This window comes from Sphingomonas faeni (assembly GCF_040407565.1).
In the GTDB taxonomy this organism is placed as follows: domain Bacteria; phylum Pseudomonadota; class Alphaproteobacteria; order Sphingomonadales; family Sphingomonadaceae; genus Sphingomonas; species Sphingomonas faeni_F.
The window spans coordinates 103861-120492 of the sequence record NZ_JAPZPR010000009.1 but is presented as its reverse complement, the minus strand read 5'-3'; the positions used below and the strand labels follow the sequence as shown (position 1 = coordinate 120492).

The window sequence follows — 16632 nt, the reverse complement described above, 5'->3', positions numbered from 1 at the left end:
CGGTCGTCAGGTCGCGACACCCGGGGCAGGATGTCGCGACGTGGCGTCGGTATCAGAACTTCAGGCCGATCGTCGCGCTGACGTTGCGGCCCGGGAAGGCGCGCGCGGTGTTGATGCCGCTTGTCGGGAGCGAGTCGGTCGCCAGGCCCAGTTCGGTGATCGCGAGCGTGTTGAACAGATTCTGCGCATTGACCGACACCCGCAGCATCGGCGTGACGTCATAGGACGCGAATGCCCCGGTCATCACATAGCCCGGAATCTTGAGCTGGTTCGCATCCGACGCATAGGACGAGGTCGTGCCGATGAAGTTCGCGCCCACCGTCAGGCTGTCGACGACGATCGACGGCGACGCCTGGAAGATCAGGTCCGCCTGGCGATACGGCGTGTTGCCGTTGAGTGCCGGTGTGATCTGGCTCTCGACGATCCGGGCGTGCGTGTAGGTGGCGCCACCGGTCAGATGCAGGATGCCGTAATCGACGCCGCCCTCGAGCTCGAGGCCATAGGAGCGGTATTTGTTGTTGATCACGCGCTGTTGCGGAATGACGATCTCGTTCGACTCCGCGGTCGTCGCGCGGAATGCGGTGAGGTTGGCGAAGAACCCGCCCGAGCGGAACTTCACACCGGCTTCCTGCTGGTTGACGAAGTTCACCGCGATCTCGTCGGCGATGCTGCCGTCGTCGCGAATGCCGCCGCCGAACAGGACGCGGTCGGCGTTGAAGCGCGCCCCGCGGCTGACGCGGGCGAACAGTGCCAGGTCGTTCTGGATCTCGTAGTTCGCGCCGACCGACCAGGTGAAATAGTTCTTGCGGTAATCGACCGGCTTGGACGCCGCGAGATTGACCACCGGCACGGTGCGCTCGGGCACCTGGATGATACCGTCCTGGTTGACGTCGACCACGCTCAGCCCGGTGTTGGTGGCATAGCTGCCGTCCGCCTTCGAGCTGTTCCACCGCACGCTGCCGTCGATGTTGAGCCGCCCGGTCTTCCACGTCACCGCAAGGTAGGGCGCATCGATCGTGTAATCGACGTCGTAATAGCGCTGGCAACAATTGCCGAACACCGGCTCGCCATAGGCGATCAGGCCGTTCTGCGTGACCGGCTGGCCGGCCGCGTTATACACGTCGAGCAGTGCGGGCCGGTTGCCGCTGACCTCCTGCAGATAGCTGTTCCAATGCCAGTCCATCTTCACCGACTGGCGCGACTTGAAATAGCCCAGCGTGACCGAGCCCGAGCCGAGCGAATCGCTGGCGATGTCCTTGGCGAGCGTCAGGTTGTTGGTGATGTTGGTGAAGTCGTCGAGCGTCGCGTTGAACAGCAGCGCGTTCGTCGCCAGGCCATTGCCGTTGAGCGTCGCCGGATTGGCGATGGTCTGCCCCGCGTTTGGGCCATTGGCGTAGCGCAGCGTCGCGCCGGCGCCGCCGATCGAGGTGGCGAACGAGGCCGCGGTCGCGACATTGGCAGCATAGGGCGAGACGAACCCGCCCGAATTCTTGGCGTAGTTGAACTTGTCGTCGACGGAGAATCCGCCGCCGATATCGAACGACGCCTCGCCGCCGATCCCGCGCACCTTGGTGCGATAGCCGTCGGCGACATCGGTGCGGATGCGCTGACCGTTCGCGCCGATCGCCAGGTCGTTGCGGAAATAGGGCGACTGCAGCGGGTCCTTGCGCGCATCGAACCCGGGGAGGTTGCTGAACTTCGGATCGCTGTTGGTGCCGGTGTTCCGGATCGGCACCGGAATATACACCGGCGCCTTGTCGTCGAGATACTTGCCGTTGATGCGGATGAAACCGTTGGCGAAGTTGCGCGTGATGTTGGCCTTGATCTGGCCGCCCTTCTCGGCGTTGTAGCCGATCTTCTTCACGCCGTCGCCGACGCGGTAGAAGCCGCCGACGTGGAAGCTCCAGTCGTCGCCGATCGGTGCGCCGTAATCGGCGTCGATCCGGGTCCGGTCGAAGTCGATGCCCTTGGTCAGTGCGAGCGATCCGCCGGCGGTCTTGCCGGTCTTGCTGATGAAGTTGATGATCGCGCCCGGCGCGTTGCTCGTGAAGGTCGACGCGGAGCCACCGCGCACCACTTCGACGCGCTGGACGTTGCTGTCGGGACGGACGAACGTGTCGGCGGTCGCAAACGCGATGTCGCCGAAGTCGAGGACGGGCAGGCCGTCTTCCTGGAACTGGACGAACTTGCCGCCGCCGCTGGCGACCGGCAGGCCGCGCACCGCGATATTGGCATTGCCTTCGCCGCCCGACGCCTCGGCGCGCAGGCCGGGCACGTTGCGGATGAGATCGGCGCTGCCGAGCGGCGCGGTCTGGGCGATCTGCGCGGAATCGAGCGAGCTGACGGTGATGCTGGTGGTCAGCCGACGCTCTGGACGCGAGGTGCCGGTGACGATGATGTCGTTGCCGCGCTGGGCGTCGTCGATCGACGCGGCGGGATCGAGCGCAGCGGGGTCGGCGGTGGGTACTGAGGCGGGCTGCGATGACGCGACCTGCGCCTGGGCGGCAAGCGGCGAGAACGATGCCAGGGCGACCCCGGCCAGCCAATATGATGCGTTGCGCATGTAACCCCTCCTGCTCGATCTGCCGTGAGCGGCGACCTGTTTGTGAGGGCGTCTATGACGAACTATGCAAACCTTTGCAACAAACGATTGCAGGGCGTGATGCCATGATAATATGGGCGACCACCAATGGCATCCGAACGCTCGAATATCGATAGTCGGGCGAGCCCGACGGCCGATCAGGCGGAGTCGCGGGTGATCAGCGATGGCGCCATCACGACCGATGGCGCGTCGGTGCCGGCCATGCGATCGAACAGCGCGCGGACCATTGCCGATGCGCCGCGATGCACGTCCTGCCGGATCGTCGTCAGCCGGGGAACGACCAGGTTTGCCAAGGGAAGATCGTCGAACCCGATCACCGGCAATCCGGTCGGCACGGCGATGCCGCGGGCCGAGAGCACGCTGAGGGTATGCATCGCGATCACATCGGATGCCGCCACGATCCCGTCGATCTTGCCCGCCATGCCGTCGACGTGGATCGCGATCTCATCGGTCATGACGTCCGACGCGAGGTGGGTGGCATATTGGACCGGCGCTGCGATTCCCGCGTCCTGCGATGCGCGTTGCAGCCCTTCGTATCTCTGCGCGAGTTCGAGCGTTCGTATCTCGCCGAAAAAGGCGAGTTTGCGACACCCGCGTTCGATCAATCGCTGTCCCGCCAGATAGCCGCCGCGCCGATTATCGACGCCGACGGCACAGTGCGTCTGGCCTTCCATATGGCTGCCCCAGACGACGAGCGGCCGATACCGCTGCGCGACCCGCTCGATCGCGTCGAACTGATCCGACTGACCGATCAGGAGCACGCCGTCGAGCATGCCAGAATCGACGATCCGCTCGAGCCAGTCCTCGGCATCGGGAATGACGCGGGACAGCATGATGTCGAACCCGCCCTCGGTCAGCTGATCCGCCAGATGCCCTAGGATCGTCATGAAGAACGGGTCCGAGAGATGCTGGCGTCGTTCATGACCGAGCGGAACAACGACGGCGACCACGTTGGTTTTCTGGGTTCGCAGCCGACTGGCCATCTGGTTCGGACGGAACGCGTGCTCGGCGGCCAGCGCCCGAATTCTCGCCCGCGTCTCGGGATTGACCAGAGGATTGTCGGCGAGCGCGCGGGACACCGTCGCCGTATGCACGCCGGCCAATTTCGCGATGTCGCTGAGCGTGCGCGCTCGTTTGGGGACCGTCGGGATGGAACTCATGCCCCCCGTATATGGCGATTGCGCGCTGGATAGAACAGCCGCGGGTTGATCCTGGCTGCAGCCGGCATAATTCCCCGCGCGACCAGGCCGCGCGCGACGCATGCGAACGGCGGATGGCGCAGACATGGCCACGGCCCGAACCGCAATCTCCCGCGATCCGTGCATGCGGTAGGGCGCGAGGCACACAAAACGGGCGCCGTCTGCGGCGCGTCTGGTTTCGCAAACCGCCGACCAAGCCGGGCGCTCCCGCAGGCAGATCTCGCGGTTCCGAACGAAAGTCGAAATATTACAAAGCGTAGAATATTTGTCGAACATGTTCAGTATATTAGCGATTACTATCGCATTCGGATCATATTTTGTAGGTACGAGCGTTTACGGAAGTGCTACAATCCGCTTAGGTTTTGGCAAAACAATTCGAGCGGATTAAACTGCGCGCAGTTTTATACTGCACCTGCAGGAATAAAGTATGAATTCAGCGAAGGTTAGCCCACTCGTTCGCATGGTCGATAGACTGGAAGTCCACGCCGCGATCTCGATCGAGGACCGGGCCGGATTGCTCGAACTGCCCTTTGCCTCCCGGTGGTTCGAGGCGGGTAGCTATCTGGCGCGCGACGGGGACACGCCGGATCATTGCGGCATGCTCGTGTCGGGCCTCGCCTTCCGGCACAAGATCAGTGGCGAGGGCTTGCGGCAAGTGGTGTCGGTTCAGATACCGGACGAGCTTTTCAACCTGCAGCTACTCTATCTGGCGGGCGCAGACTGCAATGTGCAGACACTGACCCGGTGCGAGGTCGTTTCGATACCGCAGGACGCGTTGCGCAGGATCGCCGCCGAGCGGGCGTCGGTGGCGCATGCGCTGTTCGCGGCGGTGGCCATCGAACTGTCTATCGCGCGCGAATGGATGCTCAATATCGGTCGCCGCGATGCGCGCACCCGGATTGCCCATCTGTTGTGCGAACTCGCCGCGCGCCTCGATCGGTGGGGTTCGCCGCCCGGGCAGGCCTATGAGCTCCCGATGACGCAGGAACAATTGGGGGATGCGCTCGGCCTGACGGCGGTCCATGTCAACCGGACGCTCAAAGGTCTCGTGCGCGATGGTCTGGTCGAGTAAAGCAAGCGCGGCGTGACGATCCCGGACTGGGGAGCGCTGGTGAAGGAAGCGGATTTCAACAGCCGCTATCTTCATCTGGACAGAGATCGGCCTGCGACGAATGCCGTCGATCGTGACAACCGGACCGCTGAGGAGGCGATATCGCTTCCTTGGGCCGCATCGACCCTGGCATAGCCGCGCGCGCCGCCCAGCGCGTCTCAATAACAGGTCCGCATGTGCGCGATTCGTTCGGTTCCCGGCGCGTGCGTGGCGTCGCCGGGGAACAGGCGCATCGTTTCGCCGAGTTTCTTCAGGTCGGCATCGGATAACCAACCGTTGATCCGGCCCTGCTGGACCGCCCAGCAATCGGCGGCGGCCTCGCCGGGGCCGAAGATCTGGTGCGCGCATTCGTGCGTGTACCAGAACAGCTGTTGCGCGCGCGGGAGATCGAGGACGCGCGGGTGGAGGACGATGCGGCCCCGATACGCCGCGGCGATGTCCTCGATCGGCTCGATCATCGTATCGACCGGGCCGCAGGTGGCGCGGTAGCCGGCGAGCAACAGCGCGCCCGGCAGGATCAACCGCTGTGCGGCGGCGGGTTGGGGGAGGAGCGCGAGCATCGAGGCTGCGGCGCCTGCGAGAATGGTTTTGAACATGGGGGTCCTGGCCCCGCGCGGCGCGGAGACGAGAGAGAGTTCGGTTCAGGGTGTCGGCCGATCGTCGCGCGATCGGTGCAGAATTACCTGAAGCGCCCGGTCGGCTGTCCCGCGATGCCGATCGCGACGCGCTGGTCCTCGGTCTCGGCGGCGATCGCCGTCGCCAGCGCGCATGCTATCATGGGGGATGATGCGAAAAGCGGTGTGGCAGCGTGCAAGGGATGCGCAGTCGAACGCACGTCCCCGCCCGCCAGAAATATGGCCTGCATGGTTGTCTCCGCCGATGTCGGTTCAATCGCGTCACCCGTCGCTCTCGCCGGCAGCGGAGCGGGGGATGTTCCCGAACTCTTCGGTCTGGTGCGACTTGCGCGCATCCATGAGGGCGGGGTGGTGGCACTAAGCGCTCAACCGGCCTAACCTATGTTGGTCGTATATTACTAACATAGATCTGTTTATATGGTTCCGCTGCACGGAAATATAAATCTATGTTAGGACATCCGCGGCATTAAGCCTTGCCGAACCTGGCCTGAAAGCGACGACGTTATGATGCGGTTTCCTATCTCCGATCGTGTATCGAACGACGTGTCTGCGCCGGCTTCCGGGCTCGAACTGTCGCCGCCGGATCGGCGTGACGGTAATATCGAGGCCCTGGGCAGGACAGAATCCGCAGCTGAGGTTCGCGAGCGGATCGCGTGTTACCCCGATGCCGTGCGGATGCCGGCGACTGGTGTCGAATTGTATATCGTCCGCAATTTCCTGACGCTCGACGAATGCGCGGCGCTGATCGCGATGATCGACGCGAATCGCGTGCCGTCGCCGGTCGTCGGCGATGCCACGGCGTCGGCGCATCGTACCAGCGAGACGTGTTACCTCTACCCGGGGCCGGCGCCGGTCACTGCGGTCGAGACCAAGCTCGACCAGCTGACCGGGCTCGAGCCTTGCTACGGCGAGGCGTTGCAGGGCCAGCGCTACGCGGTCGGGCAGGAGTTCAAGCCGCATCATGATTTCTTCGATACCGGCCAGCCGTACTGGCAGGATCAGGTTGCGATGGGCGGCCAGCGGACATGGTCGGCGATGACCTTCCTCAACGAGCCCGAGGCGGGGGGGCGGACGAACTATCCGACCGCCGGCGTCGCGATCACGCCGAAAGCGGGCAATCTGGTGATCTGGAACAACATGGACGAGTATGGCGCGCCCAACGCCGGATCGCTGCACCAGGGCATGCCGGTCGAGCGGGGCGTCAAATACGTGCTGACGAAATGGTATCGCGAACGTCCCTGGTGCCAGTGACGCGCCAAACCCCCTGATCCTCCCTGGCGAAGGAAACGCGGCTGGCACGTGCCGGACGGACGGGGAAAGCGACAACGGAATTTGCCTGTCCTCCTCCTCCGTCACCTGCGGTGCCACCTCTCCCTGGCGGGGGAGGATGGTCGGATCCGTCATCCTGGCACTGCGAACACGCTGCGCAACGGCTTCGTCTCCGGGAGGATGTAGACGATCCCGACCGTGCCGGTGAACAGCGGCTTGACCACGCCATCGTAAAACCCCGGAGGCACGTTGACGCAGCCATAAGAGATGCGGTTGTCGTTCGGCGTCGGCGAGGCAAGCCGCCCGGCGCGATTGTCGATTTTGCGCCCGACGATCACGCGGTGCATCGACAACGCCGCGTCATAGTCGATCCACAGGATATCCTGGTCGAAATCATGGCCCAGCGCGGCTTCGAACCGCCCGGCTGGCGTGGTGCGTTCGGCCGGGGTGATGGTCGCGAGCTTGCGGTGACCGATCCCCGGTACGCTGTCGTCGCCGCGCGCCATCCCCAGCAACGCGGGCGCCGCGCCGCGCAACGCGCCGGCTCTGTCGAACGCGAATACCCTGGCGTTGATCTTGTCGATCACGATGAACGGCAGCGACGTGTTGTCGTGCGATGCGACGACCCAGTCGGCGGTCTCGCGTGCCGCATCCGAGACGGCCTCGCCGTCGAACCGTGCCGTCGTCGGAGCCGCCGCGGGTGCCGCTGTCGCCCTACCAGGGCCACCCACGCCGACCGCCAGCGACGCCAGTAGCGCGACACCGCGAAGCATCGCGAAACCGGACCGTCGCCGACCATGGTCGGTCATCTCAATGACGCGCCTGCTTGCGCGGATAGACCGGCACCGCGGGCGTTGGCGGGGTGGGCTGCACGAAACCCCGTTCCCCGACCGGCGGCGATGTGGGGGGCGTGGCGCCGGGCGGAGTGTAGCCGGGCGGCGTGTAGCCGGGCGGAGTTTGGGTCGGCGGGGTGTAGGTGGGCGGGGTGGGAGTAGGTGGCAGTTCGGTCACCGTCACGGTCGGCGGACCGAACGGCGGCGGGGGCAATACGCCGCCACGGACGATCTCGACATCGGGCGTGGTCGGCACCCGGACCGGGACCGGCGGAACGTCGAGGATCGGCCGGACAGCAGTCGGTACGAACGGCAACACCGGGATCGGCGTTGGTGTAGGCGTTGGCGTCGGAGCGGGCGCCGGTGCCGGAGCGGGCGCTGGTGCTGGGGCGGGCGCCGGTGCTGGAGCAGGCGCTGGTGCTGGAGCGGGCGCTGGTGCTGGAGCGGGCGCCGGTGCTGGAGCGGGCGCTGGTGCTGGAGCAGGCGCTGGTGCTGGAGCGGGCGCTGGTGCTGGAGCGGGCGCTGGTGCTGGAGCGGGCGCCGGTGCTGGAGCGGGCGCCGGTGCTGGAGCGGGCGCCGGTGCTGGAGCGGGCGCTGGTGCTGGAGCGGGTGCTGGTGCTGGAGCGGGCGCCAGTGCTGGAGCGGGCGCTGGTGCTGGAGCAGGCGCTGGTGCTGGAGCGGGCGCCGGTGCTGGAGCAGGCGCCGGTGCTGGAGCGGGCGCCGGTGCTGGAGCGGGCGCCGGTGCTGGAGCGGGCGCCGGTGCTGGAGCGGGCGCCGGTGCTGGAGCAGGCGCCGGCGCCGGAGCGGGGGCCGGTGCTGGAGCAGGTGCCGCCGTTATCGTGCCGGTCGTCCGGTTCCCGGTGGTGCAGCAGGAACTCGCCAGCGCATATTGGTCCGCGTTCGCGCCGGTCAGCGAGTAGCCGCTGTAGCTGACACCGATCCCTGTGCCTTCGCCGGTGCTGTCGAACGTCGCGGTCGCGTTCGGGCCGGCGACCAGCGAAACGCCGGTCGGCAGGCCCGACGTGCCGTTCGTGTTGAAACCGCTCAACACCACCGCGTTGCTGCCGTCGGCCGCCTTCTGCGCGGTCGGGAACAGCAGCATCCGCTGCGTGATCGCGGCGCCCTCGGTCAGGACGAAGTTGGTCGAGAAGTCGGTGGGTGTCGTGTAGGACACCGGGTTGTAGTTGATCGTCACCGGCGCCGCGGTCACCGTCGTCGGTGGCGAGAGCGCGGCGAACACGATCGTGCCGCCGTTGACTCCCGGCCCGGTGCCGTCGCCACCCGCGATCAGCGTCAGGCCGACCGGCAGGCCGAGGCTCTGCGCCGGAATGGTCGTGCCACGCGTCAGCGTCACCGCCGCGTCGATCATCACGTCGTGGCCGGCGCAGAGCGCGATGTTGCCGTCGGTCGTGGTGATCGCGTGAAACACCTGCACGTTGCGCCCGGCGTTCAGCAGGATGCTGCCGTTAGTGGTCGTCAGCGCCGCATTGACGTTCACGTCGCGACCGCAGCACGCGACGATGTTGCCGTTTGTCGCGGTGATCGGCGCGTTGATGACGACGTCGCGAAACGCGTTCATCGTCAGCGTCGTCGGCACGCCCGACGCGGTCCACGCGACCGCATCGTTGACGATGATGTCGCCGTTGCCGGTGGTCGTGTCGCCCGCCGCGGGGATCGTGCTGATCGTGATGCTGGTCGTCACCAGCTGTGCCGCGAGCGTCGATCCCGCGATGTTGCCGCCCGCGCCGATCACGTAGTCCTGCGGATCGATCAACCACGTGCCGGTCATCCCGCCGGGTGCGAAGGTCGACACCCTGGCGCTGTCGGCGACGTTAACGGTCGCCGCCGACGTCTCGATAAAGCCGCCATTGCCGCCGACCGGTGCGCTCGCATCCAGGCCACCGCTGACCGTGACGGTGCCGGTCTTCATGTCGCCGAGCAGCAGGATCGTGCCGTCGCGGTTCTGCAGCGTCCGCGCCTCGACGATGCCGCTGTTGTTGACCGCGGTGTGGAGCAGGTCGCCCGCGCCTTGCGCGGTCATCACGACCTTGCCGCCGTCGGCACGGATCAGCCCGCCGTTGCGGACGAGCGCGCCGACCGCACCCTTGTCGACCACGACGTTGAGCAACCCGTCACCCGCGACGTCGAGCGTGATCGCCTCGCCGCCCGCGAGTACGACCGTGCCGAAATTCGCCTTGATCGTGCCCGTGTTGCCGACGTTCGCGCCGAGCAATGCGACATAGCCGTTCTTCGCGGTGATCTTGCCGTCGTTCTGGACCGAAGCGCCGCTCGTTCCGGCGAAACCGTTCTTACCCGCGAGGAAATCGACGTCCGAAATGTTCAGCGTGGAGGCCACCAGGCCGCCGACGTTCACGTTCGCGGTCTTGCCGAACAGGATGCCGTTCGCGTTGACGAGGAACACCTTGCCGTTCGCCGACAGGTTGCCGAGGATCACCGACGGATCGGAGCCGAGCACGCGGTTCAGCGCGACCGAACTGCTGTTGGGCTGGTCGAAGACGACGCTGCTGCCCTTGCCGATCGAGAAGGACTGCCAGTTGATCGCCGCGCGGTCGCTGGTCTGCGTCACGGTCAGCGACTTGGTGCCGGTCGCGATGCTCGCCTGGCCCGCGACCACGTCGCCGCCGGTCGGCAACGTCTGCGCCTCGACCGGACGTGCCGCCATCGTGCCGGCCAGGCTGAAGCCGATCAGCCAGGCGAACCGCGCGAGGCCGGTCGTGCCGAACAGGCCGCCGCGCCGCGTGCGTGTGACCGCGGGGGCGGGGCGCTTGGTATTTCTGATCGACGAAGGGATGGGGGTCATGTGCGGTATCCTTGGTGGCGGCGGCTGGCCGCAAAGTTCGGTGCGAGCGGCGCGATCAGAAGGTCTTCGACAGCTGGAACCAGGCGCGGCCCGACTTGTCGGGGGCCGACGTCGCATCCTCGTCGCCGAGTTTGCGCGCATAGGTCGCCTTCGCGGCGATCCCGTACGGTCCGGCCCAGCTCAGGCCGCCGCCATAGGCGCTGCGTTTCGCGTGGTTGGAGCCGGTGAAATACGGGTGCTTGACGTAATCGACCTCGCCGACGTCGACGAACCCGAACAGCTGGAGCGACCCCGGGACGATCTGCGGCAAGGCGACGCGCGCTTCGGCGGTGGCGACATAGCCCTGGTCGCCATACGCCTCGCCCTCGGGATAGGCGCGCACCGCATAGGCGCCGCCCAGCTCCATCTTCTCGGAGATGTCGAGATTGTCGAACGCGATCTGGCCGCGCGCGGACGCGAAGAATGACAGCGGTCCGGCGATCGTCTGCAGCCGCGCGACGCTGAACACGACTTTGCCGTAACTGCCGTCGGTGCGGGCGGTCAGCGCGTCGACCGAGCGCTCATACGCGCCGCGGATGTCGAGATTGCCGACCGAATAGCCGAGCGAATACGCGCTCCAGCCGCCACCGAGCAGCGTGTCGTGCTCGTCGCCGCTGAGACCGATGTTGACGACCTGCGCGCGGCGATAGCTGACGGCGTCGACGATGCCGATCTTGTCCTCGAACCATTTCAGGTCGCCGCCGACCGTCAGGTACAGGTTGTTGTCGCGCGACCGAAGCAGCGGATAGCTGGCGTAGACGCTGGCGACATCGGCGTTGCCGCTACCGTCGAGGCGGTCGAACTCCTTGCCGAGGGAGTATTCGAGATGCGCGTAGGCGACGCCCAGCGTAACCTGGCCGATCGGCGCCTGGTACGACGCGCGGCCATAGGCGAGGCCGGAGAACGAAGTGAGCGCGCGCAGGCTCAGCACGTCGCCCGAGCCCGTGGGGTTGTTCCAGTTGACGACGCCGCCGGCGCGGTATGCGCCGGTGTAGCGGTTGCCGGCATTGTCGGCCTCGACGCTGCCGGTGATGGTCTGGCCGGGGGTGATGTCGACCAGCAGGTCCGACGTGCCGACCGCGGTGCCGGGGCTGAGCGTCGACTGCACGCGCACGCCCGGCAGGTCCGACAGCATCAGCAGCCGGCGTTCGAGCGGCGCCACGGCGACCGGATCGCCGACATCGAGACCGCTGAGGATGCCGTTCGCGACGCTGTCCGACAGCCGCGAGTCGTTCTTCACGCCGACCGCGCCGAAGCGCCCCTCGACGACCGTGATCGTCACCGTGCCGCTCTGCACGTCCTGCTCCGGGACATAGGCGTGCGCGACGAAATAGCCGCGGCTGGTGTAATAGCCGGTGATCCGCGCGGCGAGCATCTTCAGCTCGGACAGGTCGAGCTGGCTGTTCGGCGTGAAGCCGCTCGCGGCGATCAGGTCGGCCTCGGGAAACAGCGTCGCACCGGAGACGCGAAGCGACTGGACCAGCGTCTTGGGTCCGCCGGTGGCGGCGACGGCGACGGGCGCCGTCCGCTCGAATCCAAGATCCGGAGCGGCCTTGTCGCTGAGTGGTGCAGGCGGGATCTGCTGGAGCTGTCCACCGGCGCCGATGGGCACCTGGGCCTGTGCAGCCTGGACGGAAACCAGCAGCGCAGCCGGGCTCACAGCCGCAAGCGCGGCTACCCAAAGGGTCGACTTGTACATGAACACCTCGAAAGTCACCGCGGAAGAAAGACACAGGTCTCCCATCCGCAGCAGCGGGAGCCGTTCGAAAAGGAGATAGACCGCCCGAAGCGAGGACGAAGCCTTAACGGATCGTCGCGGATCGATCTGTGCCGAGTTCCGCGGTGATCAAAAACCAGATGGTTAGGCGTAGCGTACCAGGAGCGTCGTCGGTCGCGAGGATCGCGCTGTGTGGCTTACTCGATGGTGTTCTTGATCTATGTAAGTCTCTAAGGTTTAATGCAAGTTTAATTTGCGGCATGATTTGTCTGAAATATACAATCGGCCCGGATATGCCGTTCTTCGTACGTATCGTCTCTCCCTCGGCCAAAATCAGGGCGCGAAAAGACTGTCGAAACTGACGGCATCGGCCAATCGCACGCTGCGTGGTCGGCATATTACTCGGCCCTCACGGATGTTCGATTCTGACGATAGTGCGATCGGCGCGTGGTTACGGGAGCGTTAAGATCCGAGTCGGACATGCGAGCGGGTGGCCCCGCGCCGTGTGGAGAAGATTTTTCGCATTGGCGGCGGTGTCATCGAACTGCACCCGTTCGGTCATGACGGCGAAAGATGCGGCGCCTAGCTGACCTCGCGAACCGGCGGACCCAAGCCGGCCAAGCCAGGGGCATCATGAAATTCATCACCGGCAGTGCGTTGGTCGCGCTGATCGCCAGCTCGTCCGCCTTCGCCCAGACGGCGCCGCAGCCCGACGCCGCCCCCGCCGCGGACGACAGCCAGATCGTCGTGACCGGCACGCGCGACCGATCGCGGACGCAGTTCGATACGCTGGCGCCGGTCGACGTGCTGTCGGGCGACGCGGTGCGATCGAGCGTATCGGGCGATCTGTCGGACACGCTCGCGCAGTTGCTGCCGTCGTTCAACGTCCAGCGCCTGCCCGCGGCGGATGGCCAGGCGTTCGTCCGCCCCGCGACGTTACGCGGCCTGTCTGCGGACCAGACGCTCGTGCTGGTCAACGGCAAGCGCTATCACCGGTCGGCGCTGCTCGGCACGCGCGGTGCGCAGGCGCCCGATCTCGCGGGGATTCCGTCGCTCGCGATCAAGCGGATCGAGGTGCTGCGCGATGGCGCGTCGGCGCAATATGGCTCGGATGCGATCGCCGGCGTCGTCAACATCATCCTCGACGATAGCGCGGGGATGAAAGCGTTCGGGCAATTCTCGCAATATTACAAAGGCGACGGCAAGGAATATCAGACCGGCGCGCGCGGCGGGATCGCGCTGGGGACGCGCGGCGCGATCGTCGTGACCGGTGAATATGATCATTCGGAAGCGACCTCGCGTACCCGCCAGCGACCCGACGCGATCGCGTTCCAGGCGGCCAATCCAGGCCTGGCGGTGCCCAACCCGGTCCAGCGCTGGGGCCAACCCGACGAGGAGCGCATTCGCGGCGCGGTCGATGCGCATTACGCGCTCGCCGATGCCGCCACGCTCTATGTGTTCGGCACCGCGCAACAGGGCGAAGGCGTCACCGACTTCAACTGGCGCAACCCGGCCGGGACCGGCAGCGTGTACAACGCCAGCACAGCGTTTCCCGGCTTTTCGTTCCGCAGCGTCTATCCGGTCGGCTTCACGCCGCGCTTCGGCACGACTTTCAGCGACTACCAGGCCGATGGCGGGCTGCGCGGCGACGTCAGCGACCGGTTCAGCTACGATCTGAGCGCCGCGGTCGGGCGCAGCCGGATCGCGTACACGTTGAACGAGAGCCTCAACGCATCGCTCGGGCCGGCGAGCCCGACCAGCTTTTACCTCGGTCGCCTCGAACAGCGCGAGTTCAACCTCAACGCCGATTTCGTCTATCGCCTGCCGGTCGGCACGGCGCATCCCGTCAACGTCGCGTTCGGTGCGGAACGACGCCGCGAAACCTATCAGGTGTCGGCCGGCGACCCCGCCTCCTATGCGATCGGTGCCGGTGCCGCGACCGGCCTCGCGCCCAATTCGAACGGTTTTCCGGGCTTCAGCCCGAGCCTGGCGGGAACGTTCGATCAGACCAGCTACGCCGGCTATCTCGATCTCGAATGGCAGCCTGTGGAGAGGGTGACGCTCGGCGCGGCGGGTCGCTACGAGGATTTCTCCGCGTTCGGCGATACCTTCAACTACAAATTGTCGGCACGGTTCGAACCGATCAAGGGCATTGCCGCGCGGGGGACCTATTCGACCGGGTTCCGGGCGCCGACCCCGGCGCAGCTGAACACGTCGCAGACCACGCAGGGTCTCGATACGACGACGCTGCAGATCTTCAACCAGGGGCGCCTGTCGCCGAGCGATCCACTCGCCATCGCGCTCGGGGCCAAGCCGCTGACGCCGGAAACATCGAAGACCGGCACCGCGGGGCTGACCTTCCAGAGCGGCTTCGGGCTGACCGGATCGGTCGACATCTATCAGATCGACGTCGACAACCGGTTCAGCCAGTCGCGGACGTTCGCGGTGCCGGCGTCGTTCGCCAACCCGCAGCGCTTCACCGCGGTGTCGTATTTCACCAACGACTTCGACACGCGCACCCGCGGAATCGATGCGGTGCTGTCCTATGCGCACCGTGCCGGCCCGGGGCGCGCGAGCGTTAGCCTCGCGTACAACTACAACCAGACCAAGGTGCGCAGCGGCGTCAGCGCGGCGATCCCCAACGATACGCAGCGGCGGATCTTCGAGGAGCGCCTGCCAAAGCACAACGCCACCGCCACGCTCGGCTATGACATCGGCGCGGTCTCGTTGCTGGCGCGCGGGCGCTATTACGGCGCGTGGACCGACGTCACCGGCAATGCCACCGGCGAACTCTTCCAGCGGTTCGGCGGAATTGCGCTGTTCGACGTGTCGGCCAGCTACCGGTTCGCCGAGCATTTCTCGCTCCGGGTGGGCGCCGAGAACGTCGCCAATACCTATCCGGCGGAGGTGACCAACCAGGCGGTGCGGGGCCTGATCTATTCGCGCAACGCCCCCTACGACACCGACGGCGGGCAATATTACGTCCGGGTCGGGATGAGCTTCTGATGGCGCGCATCGTCGATCGCCGCACAGTGCTGGCAAGCGCGGCGGCGATGCCGCTGGCGGCGCGGGCGGCGGCCTTTCCGTCCGGGGCGACCGACGACGCGGCGTATTGGCGGGGGATCGCGTCGCACTACGACGTGACGCGCGACGTGATCCAGCTCGAGAACGGCAATTGGGGCATGATGGCGCGGCCCGTGCTGCAGGCCTATGAACGGATCGTCGAACGCGTGAACCGCGACACGAGCTATTATACGCGGCGTGGCATGATGGCCGACTGGATTGCGGCGCGCGACGCGCTGGCGGCGACGCTGCGCGTCCACCCCGACGAGATCGCGTTCACGCGCAACGCGACCGAGGCGCTCAAGGCGCTGATCCTCGGTTACAACCGGCTCGTGCCCGGCGATGCGGTGCTCTACGCCGATCTCGATTACGACAGCATGCAGGCGTGCATGGAGAGCCTGCGCGCCCGACGCGGCGTCTCGGTGATCAGGATCGCGCTGCCCGAGCCGGCCACGCGGCAGTCGCTGATCGACGCCTATGCGAACGCCATGGCGGCGAACCCGCGGCTGAAACTGATCCTCCTGACGCATCTCAGCCACCGCACCGGCCTGGTCCTGCCGGTCCGCGAGATCGCGGCGATGGCTCGGGCGCGGGGAATCGCGACGATCGTCGATGCCGCGCATAGCTGGGGCCAGCTCGACATGACGTTGGCCGATCTCGACTGCGAGTATGTCGGTATCAACTGCCACAAATGGCTGGGCGCACCGCTTGGCGTGGGCGCGATCCATATCCGGCGGTCGGCGCTCGCCGCGATCGACCGCGACCCCGCCAATCCGGCGTCCGATCGCGATACGCTCCAGGCACGCATCCACACCGGCACGGTCGACTTCGCCGCGCCGCTGACGGTGCCGGCCGCGCTGGCGTTCCAGGAAAGCATCGGCAGCACGCGCCGCGCCGATCGGCTCGCAGCGCTCCGCAACCGCTGGGTCTCCGGCGTGAAGACATTGGCGAACGTCCAGATCCTGACGCCCGACGATCCCGATCTGCACGGCGGTATCACGTCGTTCCGGATCGACGGCAAGATCGGCACCGACGCCAATATCGCGCTCGCCACGCTGCTGCTGGAGAAATACCGGATTTTCACCGTGCACCGCGATGGCGTGGCCGGCGGTGCCTGCGTTCGCGTGACGCCCGCGCTCTTCAACACGATGGCGGACATGGATGCCCTTGCGGTCGCGCTCGGATCGATCGCTGGCGGGACACCGTAAACGGCGCGCACGACATGGACGTGCGATCTACCGGCAAAACGCTGCTGTCGGCGCCGCTCGGGAGGACCGGGCCTTCGCGGCGATCGATCGCATCTGCGCATCGGCACGGCTTGCCACCGTCGCCGACACCCGCAT

10 protein-coding genes are annotated in these 16632 nt (G+C 66.4%); 4 read left to right on the top strand and 6 right to left on the bottom strand.

Features of this window, described 5'->3' with window-relative positions; all coding sequences use genetic code 11:
• Nucleotides 1-52: 52 nt before the first annotated feature.
• Nucleotides 53-2563: a TonB-dependent siderophore receptor gene (locus tag O6Y00_RS18125; RefSeq protein WP_353443964.1), complete on the bottom strand. Its 2511-nt coding sequence runs from the start codon at nt 2561-2563 to the stop codon at nt 53-55.
• Nucleotides 2564-2739: 176 nt separating this feature from the next.
• Nucleotides 2740-3762, bottom strand: a complete 1023-nt coding sequence (locus tag O6Y00_RS18120) for a LacI family DNA-binding transcriptional regulator (protein ID WP_353443963.1) — start codon at nt 3760-3762, stop codon at nt 2740-2742.
• 499 nt (nt 3763-4261) lie between these two features.
• Here O6Y00_RS18120 and O6Y00_RS18115 point away from each other — a divergent pair, with 499 nt between their 5' ends.
• Nucleotides 4262-4873, top strand: coding sequence for a Crp/Fnr family transcriptional regulator (locus O6Y00_RS18115; RefSeq protein ID WP_353443962.1), 612 nt, complete (start codon nt 4262-4264; stop codon nt 4871-4873).
• 197 nt (nt 4874-5070) lie between these two features.
• On the opposite strand, the gene O6Y00_RS18110 is transcribed toward O6Y00_RS18115, so the two are convergent.
• Nucleotides 5071-5508 carry a hypothetical protein gene (locus tag O6Y00_RS18110; RefSeq protein ID WP_353443961.1) on the bottom strand — a complete coding sequence of 146 codons (438 nt, stop codon included), beginning with the start codon at nt 5506-5508 and terminating at the stop codon, nt 5071-5073.
• A 582-nt stretch (nt 5509-6090) separates the two neighbouring features.
• Between O6Y00_RS18110 and O6Y00_RS18105 the strand changes: the two genes are divergently transcribed.
• Entirely contained in the window at nt 6091-6798 is a 708-nt protein-coding gene (locus O6Y00_RS18105) for a prolyl hydroxylase family protein (RefSeq protein WP_353443960.1), read from the top strand.
• A 149-nt stretch (nt 6799-6947) separates the two neighbouring features.
• Here O6Y00_RS18105 and O6Y00_RS18100 read toward each other — a convergent pair whose 3' ends face one another.
• Genes O6Y00_RS18100 through O6Y00_RS18090 form a run of 3 tightly spaced genes read right to left on the bottom strand, consistent with a single transcriptional unit; the run spans nt 6948 to nt 12208 of the window.
• On the bottom strand, nt 6948-7625 hold the full coding sequence (locus tag O6Y00_RS18100) for a L,D-transpeptidase (protein ID WP_353443959.1): 678 nt from the start codon (nt 7623-7625) through the stop codon (nt 6948-6950).
• Nucleotide 7626: 1 nt separating this feature from the next.
• Nucleotides 7627-10470 (bottom strand): filamentous hemagglutinin N-terminal domain-containing protein, encoded by a 2844-nt coding sequence (locus O6Y00_RS18095; protein WP_353443958.1) that lies wholly within the window; start codon nt 10468-10470, stop codon nt 7627-7629.
• Between the two features lie 55 nt (nt 10471-10525).
• Nucleotides 10526-12208, bottom strand: a complete 1683-nt coding sequence (locus tag O6Y00_RS18090) for a ShlB/FhaC/HecB family hemolysin secretion/activation protein (RefSeq protein ID WP_353443957.1) — start codon at nt 12206-12208, stop codon at nt 10526-10528.
• A gap of 651 nt (nt 12209-12859) precedes the next feature.
• Between O6Y00_RS18090 and O6Y00_RS18085 the strand changes: the two genes are divergently transcribed.
• Together O6Y00_RS18085 and O6Y00_RS18080 are read left to right on the top strand one after the other, a co-directional pair.
• Entirely contained in the window at nt 12860-15232 is a 2373-nt protein-coding gene (locus O6Y00_RS18085) for a TonB-dependent receptor plug domain-containing protein (RefSeq protein ID WP_353443956.1), read from the top strand.
• Between the two features lie 8 nt (nt 15233-15240).
• Complete coding sequence (locus O6Y00_RS18080) at nt 15241-16497, top strand: aminotransferase class V-fold PLP-dependent enzyme (RefSeq protein WP_353443984.1); 1257 nt, start codon at nt 15241-15243, stop codon at nt 16495-16497.
• The last annotated feature ends 135 nt before the right edge of the window (nt 16498-16632 follow it).

What these genes read in the sequence shown, in the direction of transcription:
- O6Y00_RS18085 (WP_353443956.1), top strand. Translation starts at nt 12,860, where the DNA reads ATGAAATTCATCACCGGCAGTGCGTTGGTCGCGCTGATCGCCAGCTCG.
- O6Y00_RS18125 (WP_353443964.1), bottom strand. Translation starts at nt 2,563, where the DNA reads ATGCGCAACGCATCATATTGGCTGGCCGGGGTCGCCCTGGCATCGTTC.
- O6Y00_RS18095 (WP_353443958.1), bottom strand. Translation starts at nt 10,470, where the DNA reads ATGACCCCCATCCCTTCGTCGATCAGAAATACCAAGCGCCCCGCCCCC.
- O6Y00_RS18110 (WP_353443961.1), bottom strand. Translation starts at nt 5,508, where the DNA reads ATGTTCAAAACCATTCTCGCAGGCGCCGCAGCCTCGATGCTCGCGCTC.
- O6Y00_RS18090 (WP_353443957.1), bottom strand. Translation starts at nt 12,208, where the DNA reads ATGTACAAGTCGACCCTTTGGGTAGCCGCGCTTGCGGCTGTGAGCCCG.
- O6Y00_RS18120 (WP_353443963.1), bottom strand. Translation starts at nt 3,762, where the DNA reads ATGAGTTCCATCCCGACGGTCCCCAAACGAGCGCGCACGCTCAGCGAC.
- O6Y00_RS18100 (WP_353443959.1), bottom strand. Translation starts at nt 7,625, where the DNA reads ATGACCGACCATGGTCGGCGACGGTCCGGTTTCGCGATGCTTCGCGGT.
- O6Y00_RS18115 (WP_353443962.1), top strand. Translation starts at nt 4,262, where the DNA reads ATGGTCGATAGACTGGAAGTCCACGCCGCGATCTCGATCGAGGACCGG.